The sequence below is a fragment of the Nitratireductor sp. genome, from assembly GCF_017794765.1.
Lineage (GTDB): Bacteria > Pseudomonadota > Alphaproteobacteria > Rhizobiales > Rhizobiaceae > Nitratireductor.
On the sequence record NZ_CP051236.1, the window covers coordinates 303,628 to 320,538 of the forward strand.

The following is a 16,911-nucleotide window of genomic DNA, read 5'->3' on the forward strand; positions in this document are numbered from 1 at the left end:
CCCCATCCAAGCGCGACTTCGCATGAACCCCGAAACAGGAAGACCCGGCCGCAATGACGGCCGGGTCCCCGGTTGGTCTATCAGGAACCCATGCCCTTGAGGGCCTGGGCATCTTCCGCCTGCTTCGCGCGGGCGTCGTCCGGCAGCGGGATCAGACCCTTGTCAGCCAGGTAGCCCTCGGGGCCCCAGGCAGTATCGGTGGTGTATTCCTTGATGAATTCTTCCATACCAGGAATTGCACCGACGTGCTCTTTCTTCGCGTAGACGAAGAGCGAACGGGAGACGCCGTACTCACCGGCTGCGATCGCCTCGAAGGTCGGGGCGACACCGCCGATGGTGGAGCCCTGCAGCTTGTCGGCGTTCTGGTCGAGGAACGAAAAGCCGAAGATGCCAAAGGCATCAGCGTTTGCTTCAAGCTTCTGAACGATCAGGTTGTCGTTCTCACCGGCTTCCACATAGGCGCCGTCTTCACGGATCTCCGTGCAGCCGTCAGCAGCCTCGATCGCTTCCGGGCAGGCCTCTTCCATGACCAGCTCGACGAATGCATCGCGCGTGCCAGAGGTCGGGGGCGGGCCGAGAACCTCGATCTTGGTGTTCGGCAGGCTCTCATCGATGTCCGACCAGTTGGTGTACGGGTTCGCAACAACCTTGCCGTCGACTTCAACATTCTTTGCCAGAGCGGCGAAGATCTGTTCCTTCGTGAGGTCGATCTGCTTTGCAGCCTTGGAGTTGGAGATGACGATGCCGTCGAAGCCAACCTTGATCTCAACCGGTGTCACGCCGTTCGCCTTGCAGGTCTCCAGTTCAGAGTCCTTGATCGGGCGCGAAGCGTTGGTGAAATCCGGGTGGCTTTCACCGACGCCGGCACAGAACAGCTTCATGCCGCCACCCGTGCCGGTGGATTCTACGACCGGGGTCTGGAACTCACCGCTCTGGCCAAAACGCTCGGCAACTGCCGTGGTGAAGGGGAAGACAGTCGACGAGCCAACAACGCGGATCTGGTCACGGGCAGCAGCCGTACCAACTGCGCCCGCGAGGGCGATCGTGGCCGCCGAAGCGGTAAGAAGGAATTTGTTCATTGGAGACAGCTCCCTGTTCGGAATTCGGTCAGACGCCCTCTCGGCGTCGGGGAGCGGAATAACAACTCTGTGTAACAGTTCCATGACAGTTCCGTGTCAGCCCCGTTACGAACTGAAATCAGGCCATAATTCGCTTTTCGGCGCGAGTTGAGAACGGCCGGCAAGAAGGCAAGCCCAGCTGAAAGGCGAAGCGCAATTCACTGGGACAACACGCCGATGTCACGGCCCTGGCCGAAGTGGATGTTGAGAAGTCAGAAAAAGCCGGGCGGGGGAAAGACCATATAGAATGGCTAATCACACTGGGCTGGGTTTAAAACCCGGATAGATCCTGTTGGGGCTCGTTTGGACCACCCATGGCCTGTGGACCTCCACCCGCCCGGAAAAAGCATGGTCAAGCAATGACCATTTGTCTCAACTTTAATGAGAGCGCCGACTTACCTAAATGGTGCGATCACGCTAGTAATACAAAACCCGCAACTTTGGATAAAAAAAGTATATATATCAATATATTAAGAGAATTTTTTACTCATTTTTGGATTGATTTTACAGTCAGAGAATTCACCCAGGAGTTGATTTTCTCCAAAAGCGCTCTGGGGCTGATCGGTTTGGAGAGATAATCATCCATCCCCGCCTCCAGACACAATTCGCGATCACCTTTCAGTGCATGTGCAGTCACACCGATGATGGGAACGCGTGTCGCGGCCCCATACTCGCGTTGCCGGATCTCCCGTGTTGCTTCCAGCCCATTCATTTCGGGCATGGAAATATCCATCAGAATTAGTCGCGGTTTCTTTCGCTCACACTCTTCGAGCGCACGTCGGCCATTTTCGACGATTTCGAAGCGCAATCCCGCTTCGCTGAGAATCTGCCGGAAAACGAGCTGATTAACCTCGTTGTCTTCAGCAACCAGAACATCGATGCCTGGAGAAGTTTCATCGCCACTCAGGGGCGCGATTTCTACCTTTTGAGGCGAATCGGCACCAGATTCCAAATGCCCCTCCCCCGCCATGGCGTCCTCCGTGCCCGACGGTCTGGCTGTCGTGGTCTGCATGGCCATGATCATCGCCTCAAGAAGCGCGGAGGACCGCGCCGGCTTGATCAGATGCGCCGCGATTGACAACTCGCGCGCGCCAAAGCCGGACAGCGACTGATCGACAGACGTAAGCAAAACCACGGGCACCTCCGCGATCTCGGGTTCCGCCCGGATCGCCTCGACCATCTCCAGCCCGTTCATGCCCGGCATCTGATAATCCACGACCACACAGTCGACCCGCAATCCCATTCTTGCCACTGCACGAAGCACTTCCAGCCCTTCAGCCGCGTCGCGCGCAACACAGGCATCAAAGCCCCAGTGTTCCATTTGCTCTCGCAGGATCATCCGGTTGACCGAATTATCATCGACAACCAGAACACGGGCGTTCTCCACTTCGCGTGGAGCCAGAGGTTGATGCGTGGCGCCGGCAGCCTTCGGCAGCGTCAGCGTGAACCAGAACGTCGACCCCCGCCCTTCGGTGCTTTCTACGCCGATTTGCCCGCCCATGAGGCCGACAAGTCGCGAGGTGATGGCGAGCCCGAGACCGGTCCCCTCATGTCGCCGGGTGGAGGAAGCATCAACCTGACTGAATTTGTCGAAGATCAGATCGAGCTTGTTTTTCGGGATACCGATACCCGTGTCGGTAACGCTGAATTGCAGCGCGAGTTCGCCCTCCGGTGTGTCGCCGCCACTGACATTCACCAGAACATGCCCCTTTTCGGTGAACTTGACGGCGTTGCCCACAAGGTTCGTGAGTATCTGGCGGATGCGTCCCACATCCCCCACGACCGCACGCGTGATACCGGGATCGACCCGGACGATCAGCTCGATGTCTTTCTCCTTGGCCCGGGAAGACATGAGTGTCGCCACGTCGCCAACAGCTTCTCCCAGATAAAACGGCTCCGCTTCCAGAACGATGTGGCCCGCGTCGATCTTCGAGAAATCGAGAATATCATTGATAATCGTCAGGAGCGCGTTTCCCGACTTCAAAATGATATCCGTGAAGGTCTTCTGTTTGGCTGTAAGGTCTGTTTTCGCAAGCAGTTCTGTCATGCCCAGAACACCGTTCATCGGCGTCCGGATTTCATGGCTCATATTGGCAAGGAACTCTGATTTTGCCCGGTCGGCGAGCACCGCCTCTTCCCGCGCCGCCTGCAACTCGGCCTCACGCTGTTTCAGCTCGGTTATATCCACCCGCACGCCGACGAAGGTCCCGTCCTCCGTCCGTGTGTCAATGGCTTTGACCCAGCGACCGTTGGCGTGACTGCGCTCGAAGATGCGATGGCGCACCTGGTAGGACTTGAGGTAGCCCTCGATCCACGCCTCTCGATCAGTGTCATACAGTGCATCGAGCTCCGCGTCGCCGCTCTGCCGGAAATATCCGGCATCATGGGCAAGCTCGACTGCATGCCGCAGGGATTTCCCCGGACGCATGGCCGGCACCATCGCCGGCAATGCCTCCTGCATCTTGTGATTGGCAAGGACATAGCGGTCGTCGCGATCATAGATGACGACGCCGGCTGGCAGCGTCTCCAGAACCTCCGCAAGCTGCCGCCGGGCATCTTCGGCGTCATTCTCGCGCTTGCGGATGTCGGAAATGTCGAACAGGGCCCCCACCACATAGGGCGTACCGCTTTCCGTCTCCACACGACACTTGCGCACAATGCGATACTTGCCGATGCCAGGCTGGTGGAAGTCCTCCTCGACTTCGAAGTCCTCGTGCGTCTCAAGCACATGCCGTTCGCTTTTTTCAAAGCTCTCAGCCAGTTCAGGCGACGTGAAGTCCGCAGCCCGCCGACCAAGAATTTCGGGAACCTCGACGCCCAGCGTGCGCTTGAACGCCCTGTTGACCAGAACGAAGCGAAGGTCCTGATCCTTTGCAAATACCGGGTTGGGCAGCTCGTCGAGAATTGCCTCTGCGAGCTTTGCCTTCTCAAGCGCCGCCGCCAGCGCATCCTCATGACGCTTGAGCCGGGTAATGTCGGTACAGATGCCTATGGTGCCCCCATCGGCTGTCCGCTTCTCCCGATGCATGATCCAGCGCCCGTCGTTGAAACGGATAACGCTTTCAAATGCATCTTCACGATTTCGCAGAGCAAGAACCCGTTGGAGCCAGACTTCCGGATCCGCACCCTCCGTTGAAAGGATCCTGCGTTCGACGCCCGCGCGCAGGAGAGCTTCAAAGGACGTCCCTGGCCGTATGAATTCCTCGAGGCCGGCATACATCGCAAGCATTGCCTGGTTGCTCAGCACGAGGCGATCGTCCGCATCGTAGCAGCACAATGCGTCTCGGGTGACATCCAGCGCGGCCATCAGCCTCGCAAAGTGGCCTCCACTGCCCGGACGGCGCTCCTTCGGATCGGTGTCTTCGTCCGATGGGTGCGCACCGCGCAGAAGTCCCATCATCATGGTGATGTTCTGAGCCACCCCGCGATAGCCGCGGAACCGGTTTTCGTTATCAAAAACCGGAGATCCCGACACAGAAATCCAGCGGCAGTCCGGAGGACCGCCCTCAAGGTCATAGATGAACTGCCCGAATGGCGCGCGCTGAGCAAGAAGCCTCTCATGCGCCTCCACATCACCAACGGGATGAAAGGCATTGCGCGCAAGCGTGATACGTGAACGACCGATAAAGCGCTTCGGATCGAGGCCGGTGACAGTCTGAAATTCTTTTGAAATCCAGGTCAGACGATGGTTTTCGTCCGTTTCCCACACCCAGCCAGAGGCAGACCGAAGCAGCGCGGCCAACGCATCGCCGCGAAATCGCTCCTCAACATCCGAACCCTCACCGGTTCCCAAAACCGTACGCTCCCCAGAAAGGCACAATCGAACCTTCTCGTGTTCCCAACGCGTCGACCTCAGTGTGGTGCCCAAGGCTTAACGATTTGCAAAGCATAAGATGTGTTCGCAGTATACCCTGCCAGACGGAGCTTGCCCGTCGCTGGACACATGAACCTCAGACCGGAAAACCATTACACGGGGGGGATTGGCACTCCCAAGGGGAATCGAACCCCTGTTTCCGCCGTGAGAGGGCGGCGTCCTGGACCGCTAGACGATGGGAGCGCAGCGATTGCGGCGATATAGTCGCCTTCGCCGGCAAATGCAACAGCGGTTTTACGTTCCGGGTGATTTCGGCTCTAAAAGATCCCAGAGATTGCCGTAGAGGTCCGAAAAGACTGCAACCATGCCATAGGCTTCCTCCCGGGGCTCCTCACGAAACGTGACGCCCGCCTCTCGCATGGCCTGATAATCACGTCGGAAATTGTCGGTATGGAGAAAGAGAAATACGCGTCCACCCGCCTGATTGCCGATGGCCGCCGACTGCCCCTCGCTTACAGCCCGAGCCAGAAGCAACGCACCGGATGCACCATATTCTGGCGCGATGACCACCCAACGCTTCCCGGATGAAAGCGGAGTGTCTTCCAAAAGGTGGAAGCCCAGCTTCTCACGATACCAGGCGATAGCCTCGTCATAATCGCGCACGACAAGAGTAGTCAGCGCGATTCGGCGGTCTGACAATGTCACGGCTCCAGAACGAATCGGGCGATCATCTGACCGCTGGTGAGATCGAAAAGACGTAGCTCCTCTGCACCATCGGCCAACCGGAGATGCAATGAGACCCGCATACCATCCAGCCCCTGAGAGACGATGCGAGCCCCGTCGGGCAGGTCGATTCTGCCCTCGACCGCATCGCCGGGCAACGCAATCGTCGCGGCAGGTTCTTCAGGCCCACTGCTAAGCGTCTTGTAGACAAAAGCGAGCACGACAGCCATAACCGCAGCGAACAGAATGCCCAGGTTGATGGCCATGAAGCGGACCATCTTGCGGCGCACACGCTCGGCCGCCGGGTCGAGCTCTTCCTGCTCCAGGTCTTCCTGTTCTTGTGGCGTGGCCATGTCTCACCGTTTCGAAAGCAGTTTCAATGGGCGATCCTGATACCGAAGACCACCATGAATGGGAAGCCATGAACGGACGCAAAGCGTTCACCGTCGAAGCAGAAGACGCTGGAGAACGGCTGGATCGCTGGCTTTCGGCTCGCCTGGGCGCGTCGGTTTCACGCAGCCGGCTGCAGGCGCTCATTCGCGCCGGATCGGTGATGCTGGGTGAAAAACCTCTGACCGAAACCAAGCACAAGATCGCGGAAGGAGAGGTCTATACGCTAGCCATCCCCGAAGCAGAGCCCGCCGAGCCTGAAGCCGAAGCGATCCCGCTTGACGTGCTTTTTGAAGACGACGCTCTCATTGTCATCAACAAGCCGGCAGGGCTTGTCGTTCATCCTGCTCCCGGAAATTGGTCGGGCACGCTGGTAAATGCGCTTCTGCATCATTGCGGTGCTTCGCTCTCAGGCATTGGCGGTGTGCGCCGGCCAGGCATTGTCCACCGGCTAGACCGGGATACCAGCGGCGTGATGGTCGTCGCCAAGACAGACAATGCCCATCGTCTCCTTTCAGAGAGCTTTGCCGATCATGGCCGTAGCGGAGACCTGGAGCGCGCCTATATCGCCCTCGTCTGGGGTTCCCCCGACCGCATGGCCGGGACCATCGACGCTCCCCTCGGTCGTCATGCGCAAAGCCGGACCCTGCGCGCGGTTGTGCCGGCAGGGCGCAGCGACGCCCGCCACGCGGTGACCCGTTACCAGGTGCAGAAACGCTACGGAACCGATGGCAGCGGCAGGGCGTTTGCAGCAAAAGTGGAATGCAGGCTGGAAACCGGGCGGACGCATCAGATCCGAGTGCATATGGCTCATATCGGCCACCCGCTTATCGGCGACGCCGACTATGGCCGCGCGTTCCGCACAAAGGTCAACCGACTGCCGGAAGAGATACGCCCCACAGTCGCCGCTTTTTCGCGTCAGGCTCTTCATGCGCGCCTTCTGGCTTTCCGTCATCCGGAGACCGGTGATGTCATGCGTTTCGAGGCTGAACCGCCTCCTGACATGATGGCATTGACAAGGGCGCTGGATATTTTGTAATTATCGGTACAATAATATTGTTCACCGTCTGGTGACATAATGTTGACAGCAGAATGAAACTTTAACCGTCGGAATTCGTTCCTACATAGGATATGGTGCGATGCATCAAAGATGGTCGCACTGTCTCTCATTTCAGCAAACGCCAAGATTTCAAGGCGTCCCCGCATGAGGGCATATCCGGCAAAGGAGGGTGCTTAAATGGCCCAGACATTACCTAGCATCGCTTCGGGTGAAGGCGGACTGACCCGCTACCTGGAGGAAATTCGCCGCTTCCCCATGCTTCAGCCTGAGGAAGAGTACATGCTCGCGAAGCGTTATTCCGAGCATGACGACACGGCCGCGGCCCACAAGCTAGTCACGAGCCATCTGCGTCTCGTGGCGAAGATCGCCATGGGATACCGCGGCTATGGCCTCCCCATCGGTGAGGTTATTTCTGAAGGCAATGTCGGCCTGATGCAGGCCGTGAAGAAGTTCGAGCCGGAACGCGGCTTCCGTCTCGCCACCTACGCCATGTGGTGGATCAAGGCTTCGATCCAGGAATATATTCTGCGCTCTTGGAGCCTGGTTAAGATGGGCACCACTGCGAACCAGAAGCGCCTGTTCTTCAACCTTCGGAAAGTGAAGAGCAAAATCCAGGCACTTGATGACGGCGACCTGAACCCCGAGCAGGTTACGGAGATCGCCACCCGCCTCAATGTCAGCGAGGAAGAGGTGGTGTCGATGAACCGCCGTCTTTCCGGCGATGCTTCGCTCAATGCGCCCATCCGGGCGACCGAGGGTGAATCCGGCGAGTGGCAGGACTGGTTGGTCGACGATGGGGAGAGCCAGGAAGATCTGCTGGTCGAGCAGGACGAACTGGAGACCCGCCGCCGCATGCTCGGCGACGCGATGTCGGTGTTGAACGATCGTGAGAAGCGCATTTTCCAGGCCCGGCGCCTTTCCGAGGATCCGATGACCCTGGAGGAACTTTCAGGCGAGTTCGACATCAGCCGCGAACGGGTGCGTCAGATCGAAGTTCGCGCATTCGAGAAGGTTCAGGAGGCGGTCCAGAACTCGGCCCGCCAGCAGGCGATGGCCGCCAAAGCCATGGCTGCCGAGGCACATCGCCAGGCAGGGGCCTGATACGGGACGCCCCGTAGTCGGCAGTCATCTAGAATTGCAACAAAATGGCCGGCGGTTTTCCGCCGGCTTTTTTTGCACTCTTGTTCTACAAAGTCTGGACTTTCCGTAGGCATTGGCGCGTTTGGATACAGCCAAGGGAAGCTGATGTCTCTCAGCCGCTCGTCGCAGCCTGCCAGGCGTTCAGCACATCGTTGAACACCTTGTCTCCCGGAATGCCTTTCTCAATGGTGATGAGTGCACGCCGGCCCGACTTATAAACCACCGGTATGTCGATCCAGCTCTGGCGGCGCAGCAGAAGCATATTCGTTTCTGTATCGGCAGTGCTGTCGCTGAGCGCCACAAGGAAGAAACCATCGGCGATTTTGGCCGGAATACCGAGAAGCGGATTGCCCGTGTCCTGTTCGGAACGTTTCAAGGAGACCCGCAGCACGTTGTCGATCCCACCGCCATCAAAATCATCCGGCGTCAGAAAGATGATCTCCAATATGTGACTGGCCGGCAAGGATTCATCCGCGTTCCGCCGAATCGTCATCTTGAGCTGGAGATTCTTCTCCGGAATCGTCGCATCGGCACGGATAGCCGGTTCCGGCGGGAGATCATTGCCCGGCGATTCCTGAACGATTGACCAGACGACCGCGCCGAGATCGGCTGACCCCTGCGAAACGCTCGTCCGCTCTTCATAGTAAATGGCCTTTTGTCCGACAGGCAGCGCCTCACTGGCGTTGGGGCTCTCCGTCTGACCGTTCTGAGACGGTGACGGCTGAGCGGCTTCTCCATTGCTCGGCACAGTCACCTGCGCTACGGACGTGCCTTCGCCCAGGCTTGGCTCTTCACCGGCAGGTCCCTCGTCGACCTCGCGTCCGTCAGCCAGAAGGCGTTGCGTAAATTTGCGAACCGGCTCCGGCTGCTGGCTCGCGCTCGTATCGCTTGTTTCCGCTGTTTCCGGCGCCGCGCTCTCACCATCGGCTGAAGTCCTGTCCCCAGCGTCAGGCCCGGCTTCACCGCTCTCGGCAACCGTCTGCTCACCGCCGTCAAAACCGGCGAGACGCGTGAGATCATCTTTATAGAACCATGCACCGGCTGCGATTGCAGCGAGGATGAGCAGCACCCCGGCGATCAAGCCGGTTGCACCGCCCTTGCCCGCCCTCCTGCGCGGTGGCGGTGGCGGCGGTGTCTCGAGCCCATCATCCGCTCCCGCGGACGAGGGCATATCGACCCGCGCATCCTGATCCGGTTTGCTGCCTGCCGCGCCTACACCGCTCTCCTGGGGTGTCCCTGCCTCGAAAGGAGTTTGCTCCGACGCCGGCGCCTGCATCTGGAATGCTGCGGGGAGAGGCTCACGTGGCTTTGCCGGATCGACATCCAGCTCGGCAAAGATCTGGTCGAGCTCGTCCTGCGCGGGTTCTTGAGGCTTTGGCGCAGGCGCATACTCGGCCTCGACCCGGGCAATCGCGTCCTCGAGCAGCTTGCGCTGCCGGTCGGCCACGGCGGCGGATGGAGCCGGGTCCATGCCCTTGAGCTTGTTCTCGATCGTCGCCCGGGCCTTCTGATAGATACGCTCGCGCGCTGCCGGAGTGTTTTCCGACAATGCGTCGATCGTCTTCTTCAGAACCGCAGAAAAATCCGCCATGCCGTATCAAACCTGTGTTACTTCCGGAATGCGCAGCCATCCCAATGGTACGCAACGCAATTTTGCACGCGAAACTAGTCCTGAAAAGGATCTGTCACAAGTATGGCGTCTTCGCGTTCGGGACTGGTGGAAAGAATCGCTACCGGCGCGCCGATCAGTTCCTCCACATGCCGAACATACTTGACGGCCTGCGCCGGCAGGTCAGTCCATTTGCGCGCGCCTCTGGTGGTGCCCTTCCAGCCTTCCAGCGTCTCATAGACAGGTTCAAGCCGCGCCTGCGCGCCCTGACCGGCCGGGAGATAATCGATCAGCTCGCCATCAAGCTTGTAGCCCGTGCAGATCTTGATCTCGTCCATGCCGTCGAGAACGTCGAGCTTGGTGAGCGCAATGCCATTCATACCGTTGGTCACCACGGCCTGGCGCACCAGAACGGCATCAAACCAGCCACAACGCCGCTGCCGCCCGGTCACGGTGCCGAACTCATGGCCCCGTGTCCCAAGGAACTCGCCAACCTCGTTTTTCTGCTCCGTCGGGAACGGTCCCTCACCGACGCGGGTGGTGTAAGCCTTGGTGATGCCGAGCACATAGTCGATCGAGCCCGGTCCGAGCCCTGAACCGGTCGCCGCCTGCCCTGCAATCGTGTTGGAAGACGTCACGAACGGATATGTACCATGGTCGATGTCGAGCATGGTGCCCTGCGCACCTTCGAACAGAATTCGCTGACCGGCGCGGCGCGCGTCCTCAAGGATTTTCCAGACGCGGTCGACATAGGGGAGTATTTTGTCGGCCACCGACGTCAGTTCTTCCATGATGGCATCGTGCGTCACTTCTTCATGACCGAGACCGCGACGCAGCGCATTGTGATGCGTAAGCAGGCGATCGATCTTCATCGGCAGCGTGTCCGTGTTCGCCAGATCCATGACGCGGATCGCCCTGCGCCCCACCTTGTCTTCATAGGCCGGCCCGATGCCACGGCGCGTCGTGCCAATCTTTGTGCCGGAATTGGAAGCGGCATCCTCACGAAAACCATCGAGCTCGCGGTGCAACGAAAGGATCAGTGCGGTATTCTCGGCGATCTTCAGCCGATCGGGCGTCACCTCGACGCCCTGCTCGGCAAGGCGCCCCATTTCCGCAACAAAAGCATGCGGGTCGAAGACCACACCATTGCCGATGACCGAAAGCTTACCTGGGCGCACCACGCCTGAGGGCAGGAGTGACAGCTTGTAACTCACACCGTCGATGACGAGGGTATGCCCGGCATTGTGCCCGCCCTGAAAGCGCGCCACCACATCGGCACGCTCCGATAGCCAGTCCACGATCTTGCCTTTGCCCTCGTCGCCCCACTGTGAGCCGACAACCACCACATTTGCCATGAAAATGTCCTTCCGGCGCAACGTCCGGCGGATCCCCGCCTGGATGATCTAAGAAATCGAAAGGCTTCTATAGAGCCTCAAAGCCCCGGTGGGAACCATCTCGAACTCTACGAAACCGATTTCCCTATCGAATGGCGCTCATGTCGCACTTGACGGAAAAAGCGGATCGGCGTAACTCCGTCCGTGGGCCACCTCTCCCCACCGAGAGGCGTGCTATCTGGAAGGATAGGATATATCATGAGCACACTCCCCACGCCGGACCTCCGTCCGGCCAATACGCATTTTTCCTCAGGTCCCTGCACAAAACGTCCCGGCTGGTCGCTCAATGCGCTTGCCGATGCCCCCCTTGGACGGTCGCATCGCTCCTCCATAGGCAAGGCGAAACTGGCAGAGGCCATCGATCTTACCCGTGAAATTCTGCAGGTCCCGGCCGATTACCGCATCGGCATCGTGCCCGCATCCGACACCGGTGCCGTGGAAATGGCGCTCTGGTCGCTTCTTGGCGAGCGCGGCGTCGACATGGTTGCCTGGGAATCGTTTGGTGCCGGGTGGGTCACCGACGTCGTCAAGCAGCTGAAACTAGACGATGTGCGCCGCATCGAAGCCGATTATGGCGATCTGCCGGATCTCGGCTCCATCGATTTCGACCGCGACGTGGTCTTCACCTGGAACGGCACCACCTCAGGTGTGCGCGTGCCCGATGGCAATTTCATCCCCGCGAACCGCGCGGGCCTGACCATCTGCGACGCCACATCGGCGGCCTTTGCGCAGCGCCTGCCCTTCGACAAGCTCGATGTGGTCACCTTCTCCTGGCAGAAAGTGCTGGGTGGCGAAGGCGCACACGGTGTCATCATCCTCTCACCCCGCGCTGTCGAACGGCTGGAAAGTTACACACCCGCATGGCCGCTGCCGAAGATCTTCCGCCTGACCAAGGGCGGCAAGCTGATCGAGGGCATCTTCCGCGGTGAGACGATCAACACGCCCTCCATGCTGTGCGTGGAAGACTATCTGGACGCGCTGAACTGGGCCAAATCCATCGGCGGCCTCGACGGCCTCGTCGCCCGCGCCAATGCGAACTTCGCCGTGATCGACGAGTTCGTGCGCAAGACACCCTGGCTCGACCATCTGGCGAAAGTGCCGGCTACACGCTCCAACACATCGGTGTGCCTGTCGATCATCGATCCAGAGATCGCCGCACTCGATGCGAGCGAACAGGCGGCTTTTGCCAAAGGCATGGTCTCCGCCCTCGCCAGGGAGAAGGTCGCCTTTGACATCGGCCATTACCGCGACGCGCCCTCGGGCCTGCGCATCTGGGCCGGCGCCACGGTTGAAGCCTCCGATCTGGAAGCGCTGATGCCCTGGCTGGACTGGGCGTTCCAGTCCCAGAAAGCGCAGATCAAGGCCGCGGCCTGACATTGAACTGCGGCTCCCGCACCGGAGCCGCCTCCCCAAACGATTGCATTGAAACAGGAGGCCGCCATGGCGCCCCGCGTACTCGTATCCGACAAACTGTCGCCCACCGCCGTTCAGATCTTCAAGGATCGTGGCATCGAGGTGGACTATCTGCCCGATCTGGGCAAGGACAAGGAAAAGCTTCTCTCCGTCATCGACCAGTATGACGGCCTTGCCATCCGTTCCGCGACCAAGGTCACCGAAAAGCTCATCAACAATGCCACCAATCTGAAAGTGGTGGGACGCGCCGGCATCGGCGTCGACAATGTCGACATTCCGGCAGCATCGCGCCGCGGCATCATCGTGATGAACACGCCTTTCGGCAATTCCATCACCACGGCCGAGCACGCCATCGCGATGCTCTTTGCCGTTGCGCGCCAGATCCCGGAGGCCAACGCTTCCACCCATGCCGGCAAGTGGGAGAAGAACCGCTTCATGGGTGTCGAGATCACCGGCAAGACACTGGGTGTCATCGGGTGCGGCAATATCGGCTCCGTGGTCGCCATGCGCGCCATCGGCCTGAAGATGCATGTGGTGGCCTTCGACCCGTTCCTTTCGGCAGAACGTGCCTCCGAACTGGGTGTCGAAAAAGTCGAACTCGACGAGCTCTTCAAACGTGCCGACTTCATCACCCTGCACACGCCGCTGACCGACAAGACCCGTGGCGTCATCGACAAGGATGCGATCGCCAGGATGAAGACGGGCGTGCGCATCATCAACTGCGCGCGCGGCGGGCTCGTGGTCGAGGCGGACCTCGTTGAAGGCCTGAAATCCGGCAAGGTGGCCGGTGCTGGCATCGACGTGTTCGAGACGGAGCCGGCAACCGAAAATCCGCTCTTCAACATGCCCAACGTGGTCTGCACGCCGCATCTTGGCGCCTCGACCAGCGAAGCGCAGGAGAACGTCGCCATCCAGGTGGCGGAGCAGATGTCGGATTACCTGACAAAAGGCGCTGTGACGAACGCGATCAACATGCCTTCGATCAGCGCCGAGGAAGCCCCACGCCTGAAACCCTTCATCAAACTCGCGGAAGTGCTTGGCGCGTTCGTCGGCCAGGTGACCGACGAGGCCATCGAGGAAGTGGAGATCCTGTTCGACGGCTCCACCACCGAGATGAACCGCCGCGCGTTGATCAGTGCGGCGCTCGCCGGCCTGATCCGGCCCCAGGTGGCCGATGTCAACATGGTCTCCGCCCCGATCATGGCCAAGGAGCGCGGCATCATCCTGTCGGAGGTCAAGCGCGACAAGTCGGGCGTGTTCGACGGCTATATCAAGCTGACGGTGAAAACCTCCGAGAAAACCCGCACCATCGCCGGCACCGTGTTCTCCGACGGCAAGCCCCGCTTCATCCAGATCAAGGGCATCAATCTGGATGCCGAGGTCGGCCAGCACATGCTCTACACGACCAATTACGACGTGCCGGGTATTATCGGCCTTCTGGGCTCGATCTGCGCGAAGCACCAAGTCAACATCGCCAACTTCCAGCTCGGTCGCAACCGGCAGGGCGGCGATGCCATCGCGCTGCTTTATCTCGATGCGCCCTTCCCGCCGGAAGTCCTGCGGGAACTTCGGGCCACGGACGTGATCCTTTCGGCCAAGCCACTCTCCTTCGACGTGGCTGCGTAAACTCGGGATCTGTCGGAAAACTGCAATGCCGGCGTCACGCGCCGGCATTTGCCTGTCTGGACGCCAGTCTCCGGCCGCCATGTTCGGCCAGCCATATTCCACCCAGCACCAGAACCAGCGCAACGGCGTGATATGTAAAGAACGCTTCACGCAGAATGACGATCGACAGAAGCGTTCCAAAGATCGGCACCAGATTGATGAACAGGCCCGCGCGGTTTCCGCCGATCAGCTCATTGCCGCGAATGTAGAGCGTCTGTGCAAAGATCGATGGGAAGAGCGCCACATAAAAGACCACCATCCAGCCCTGCAGGTCAGGCGCGATGAGCCGATCCGTCGCGGCCTCCCACGCCACCAGTGGCAACGAGGCCAGAAGCGCGAAAACCGAAAGCATGAACATCAGGCTCAACCAGTGGATGGCCGGTTTCAGCCGGAGCCCGACCGTATAGCCTGCGTAAAGCAGCACGGCGACAAGCATGAGCGCATCGCCGAAGTTCACGTCCAGTTCGAGCAGGCGGGAAAACTCGCCATGGCTTGCAACCAGTGCCACACCGACGAGAGATAGAACAAAACCAGCAATCTGCAGAAAGCTCACGCGCTGGCGGAACAGGACAAAATTGGCAACGAAGATGACCATCGGTATAGCGCCCTGTTCGATGGCGATGTTGATGGCTGAAGTAAATTGGGCCGAACTGTAGAAAACCGCGTTGAACCCGGTAAATCCAAGCGCGCCCAGTGCGGCCAACAGAGGCAGTTTCGGCCTGATCGCCGGCCAGTCGCGCCGAAGATGCGGCCAGGCGAAGGCGGCAAGCAACACACAACCGATGATCCAGCGGAGCGTTGTCAGCATCATCGGTGACACATGGCCCACGGCCAGCCGGCCGGCCACGGCATTGCCGCCCCAGAAGAGCGTGGTCAGGCAGAGAAAAAGATAGGCTTGGCGGTACATGGGATCACAGTCACAACAGCGTTGAACCTCGCCTGATAGAGCCTCGGGCCAAAATCGTAAATGCCAGCGTCATAAATCGACATTCTAATTGCGGCACAACGGCGGAAACCAGGAGTATGGCCTGCAGGTGAGTGTTTCCCTGAAACAATGAACCGGTCTAAGGTCAGTCGAATCGCTACCGGTCCACGGTTCTCCATCAAGGTTGTCTGTGGACGCGCGAACAATCATCGATTGCGCTTCCATTCTTCGCATGGCAAAGCACGGTTGTACGAGCTCTTACTGAGCGGCAGGTAGTAACGTTGAACGACGGATCAAAAGCAACGGGGGAAGATGGCCACCCGAAAATTCGGAAAGCCAGGCGCGCTCTGAAACGCAGCGTGGCCGAAGCGAGTCCCGATCTTGAAGACGTTCTTCAACACGGCGCCTCCTTGCGCAAACGTCGTCTGTTGCGAAATCTGCGCCCCATGCTTCCTGAGATCCTGGCGGCTGCCTTTTTGCAATGCATCGTCTACACCGCCTTTATTCTGAATGCATCGCGCAATGACTGGAACAATCTCGCAATCGTATGTTCGGTCCTGTTTGCATTGCCATTCGCCATTGCCCTGGCGCTCCTTGGCTTTCGCAGACAGCGCAACACGTTTTCCATCGCGATCTTTGTAACGTTCGTCTGTTTCAACGTAGCTGTGGCAGGCTTGTCGGGGCTGCGTATCCCGGTAAGCTACTCAGCCCTGTTGACGGCTTGTCTCATTGCCATGGTTGCAATGACAATTGCCAATCTCAGGCTCCACCGTTCATTGGAAGATCGTGTGGCCCTGCTGGACTTTCCCAAGGCCGCGGAAGTTGCCGCAAGGCTCGCCGGACACGTGGCCGTAATAAGTGACAAAACAGCGGACATCAGCGCGTATGACCGTTTGCTGATCGACACCAGGACGCACCATAATCCGGAATGGTCAGCGTTCCTGACCAAGGCGTATATGATCGGGATCGACGTCACGCCCTGGTTCAACTTTCTCGAACTGCGCGAAGGCCGCGTGGATGTCGACGCCTTTGACGTATCGCATCTCGCTTACACACCAAGCCAGATTTACTACTCCAAGGCGAAGCGTGCGCTCGATCTCTTCGCCGTCATCATCACGGCGCCAATCACAATTCCTCTGGGATTGGCTCTTTGGCTCTACATTCGGCTCCTCGATGGTGGCCCCGCCATCTTTGTGCAGGCGCGACGTGGATATGGCGGCCGCTCGTTCAACATGCTGAAATTCCGCACCATGTATCGCGGCCAGCAGGGCGGCTCCACCCAGACCAATGACGAACGGATCATCACAGGCTGTGCCTTTCTGCGTCGTCTAAGGCTGGACGAGTTGCCGCAGCTCATCAACATCTGGCGGGGAGAAATGAGTCTGGTGGGTCCACGTCCTGTTGCCGAGTATGTGGCGCAGGAAAGTGAAGCCGCGGAAAAGAAATTTATCCATCGCACGATGGTGCTGCCCGGCATAACCGGCTGGGCACAGGTGAATTCCGGCTACGCAGGCAACACCCACGAAGAGATTCACAAGCTCTCCTACGATCTCTATTATATCAAACACCTCTCATTCGACCTGGATCTTCTGATCGTTTTTTCGACCGTAAGCACCATTCTATTTGGGCGCGGCGCCCGTTAGGCGTGCTCTCGATAAGC

General features: G+C 59.2%; 12 protein-coding genes and 1 tRNA gene. 5 read left to right on the top strand and 8 right to left on the bottom strand.

Going from position 1 to position 16,911, the window contains the following annotated elements:
* Window positions 1-80: 80 nt before the first annotated feature.
* The 5 genes from HF949_RS01490 to HF949_RS01510 all read right to left on the bottom strand — a co-directional run bounded on the left by HF949_RS01490 (window position 81) and on the right by HF949_RS01510 (window position 6,008).
* Complete coding sequence (locus HF949_RS01490; RefSeq protein ID WP_292897883.1) at window positions 81-1,079, bottom strand: PstS family phosphate ABC transporter substrate-binding protein; 999 nt, start codon at window positions 1,077-1,079, stop codon at window positions 81-83.
* 526 nt (window positions 1,080-1,605) lie between these two features.
* Window positions 1,606-4,911, bottom strand: a complete 3,306-nt coding sequence (locus HF949_RS01495; RefSeq protein WP_292897884.1) for a response regulator — start codon at window positions 4,909-4,911, stop codon at window positions 1,606-1,608.
* A gap of 188 nt (window positions 4,912-5,099) precedes the next feature.
* Window positions 5,100-5,175 (bottom strand) — tRNA-Glu (locus HF949_RS01500).
* Between the two features lie 51 nt (window positions 5,176-5,226).
* Window positions 5,227-5,631 (bottom strand): VOC family protein, encoded by a 405-nt coding sequence (locus tag HF949_RS01505; protein WP_292897886.1) that lies wholly within the window; start codon window positions 5,629-5,631, stop codon window positions 5,227-5,229.
* A gap of 2 nt (window positions 5,632-5,633) precedes the next feature.
* On the bottom strand, window positions 5,634-6,008 hold the full coding sequence (locus HF949_RS01510; RefSeq protein ID WP_292897887.1) for a fimbrial protein: 375 nt from the start codon (window positions 6,006-6,008) through the stop codon (window positions 5,634-5,636).
* A 68-nt stretch (window positions 6,009-6,076) separates the two neighbouring features.
* On the opposite strand from HF949_RS01510, the gene HF949_RS01515 reads away from it, so the two are divergent.
* Window positions 6,077-7,084, top strand: coding sequence for an RluA family pseudouridine synthase (locus HF949_RS01515; protein WP_292899965.1), 1,008 nt, complete (start codon window positions 6,077-6,079; stop codon window positions 7,082-7,084).
* Window positions 7,085-7,282: 198 nt separating this feature from the next.
* On the top strand, window positions 7,283-8,206 hold the full coding sequence (rpoH, locus tag HF949_RS01520; RefSeq protein WP_292897888.1) for an RNA polymerase sigma factor RpoH: 924 nt from the start codon (window positions 7,283-7,285) through the stop codon (window positions 8,204-8,206).
* Between the two features lie 151 nt (window positions 8,207-8,357).
* Here the strand turns inward: rpoH and HF949_RS01525 are convergent, their stop codons facing one another.
* Together HF949_RS01525 and HF949_RS01530 are read right to left on the bottom strand one after the other, a co-directional pair.
* Window positions 8,358-9,836, bottom strand: a complete 1,479-nt coding sequence (locus HF949_RS01525; protein WP_292897890.1) for a hypothetical protein — start codon at window positions 9,834-9,836, stop codon at window positions 8,358-8,360.
* Between the two features lie 74 nt (window positions 9,837-9,910).
* Entirely contained in the window at window positions 9,911-11,209 is a 1,299-nt protein-coding gene (locus tag HF949_RS01530; protein WP_292897892.1) for an adenylosuccinate synthase, read from the bottom strand.
* Between the two features lie 237 nt (window positions 11,210-11,446).
* Between HF949_RS01530 and HF949_RS01535 the strand changes: the two genes are divergently transcribed.
* Both HF949_RS01535 and serA read left to right on the top strand, forming a co-directional pair.
* Complete coding sequence (locus HF949_RS01535) at window positions 11,447-12,622, top strand: phosphoserine transaminase (protein WP_292897893.1); 1,176 nt, start codon at window positions 11,447-11,449, stop codon at window positions 12,620-12,622.
* Window positions 12,623-12,688: 66 nt separating this feature from the next.
* Complete coding sequence (serA, locus tag HF949_RS01540) at window positions 12,689-14,287, top strand: phosphoglycerate dehydrogenase (RefSeq protein WP_292897895.1); 1,599 nt, start codon at window positions 12,689-12,691, stop codon at window positions 14,285-14,287.
* A 34-nt stretch (window positions 14,288-14,321) separates the two neighbouring features.
* Here the strand turns inward: serA and HF949_RS01545 are convergent, their stop codons facing one another.
* Window positions 14,322-15,233: a DMT family transporter gene (locus HF949_RS01545; RefSeq protein WP_292897897.1), complete on the bottom strand. Its 912-nt coding sequence runs from the start codon at window positions 15,231-15,233 to the stop codon at window positions 14,322-14,324.
* A gap of 464 nt (window positions 15,234-15,697) precedes the next feature.
* On the opposite strand from HF949_RS01545, the gene HF949_RS01550 reads away from it, so the two are divergent.
* Window positions 15,698-16,894: a sugar transferase gene (locus HF949_RS01550; RefSeq protein ID WP_292897898.1), complete on the top strand. Its 1,197-nt coding sequence runs from the start codon at window positions 15,698-15,700 to the stop codon at window positions 16,892-16,894.
* Window positions 16,895-16,911: the final 17 nt, after the last annotated feature.

Coding starts and splice junctions, on each gene's coding strand:
- HF949_RS01510 (WP_292897887.1), bottom strand. CDS start 6,008: ATGGCCACGCCACAAGAACAGGAAGACCTGGAGCAGGAAGAGCTCGAC.
- HF949_RS01525 (WP_292897890.1), bottom strand. CDS start 9,836: ATGGCGGATTTTTCTGCGGTTCTGAAGAAGACGATCGACGCATTGTCG.
- HF949_RS01545 (WP_292897897.1), bottom strand. CDS start 15,233: ATGTACCGCCAAGCCTATCTTTTTCTCTGCCTGACCACGCTCTTCTGG.
- HF949_RS01530 (WP_292897892.1), bottom strand. CDS start 11,209: ATGGCAAATGTGGTGGTTGTCGGCTCACAGTGGGGCGACGAGGGCAAA.
- HF949_RS01535 (WP_292897893.1), top strand. CDS start 11,447: ATGAGCACACTCCCCACGCCGGACCTCCGTCCGGCCAATACGCATTTT.
- rpoH (WP_292897888.1), top strand. CDS start 7,283: ATGGCCCAGACATTACCTAGCATCGCTTCGGGTGAAGGCGGACTGACC.
- serA (WP_292897895.1), top strand. CDS start 12,689: ATGGCGCCCCGCGTACTCGTATCCGACAAACTGTCGCCCACCGCCGTT.
- HF949_RS01515 (WP_292899965.1), top strand. CDS start 6,077: ATGAACGGACGCAAAGCGTTCACCGTCGAAGCAGAAGACGCTGGAGAA.
- HF949_RS01490 (WP_292897883.1), bottom strand. CDS start 1,079: ATGAACAAATTCCTTCTTACCGCTTCGGCGGCCACGATCGCCCTCGCG.
- HF949_RS01550 (WP_292897898.1), top strand. CDS start 15,698: ATGCTTCCTGAGATCCTGGCGGCTGCCTTTTTGCAATGCATCGTCTAC.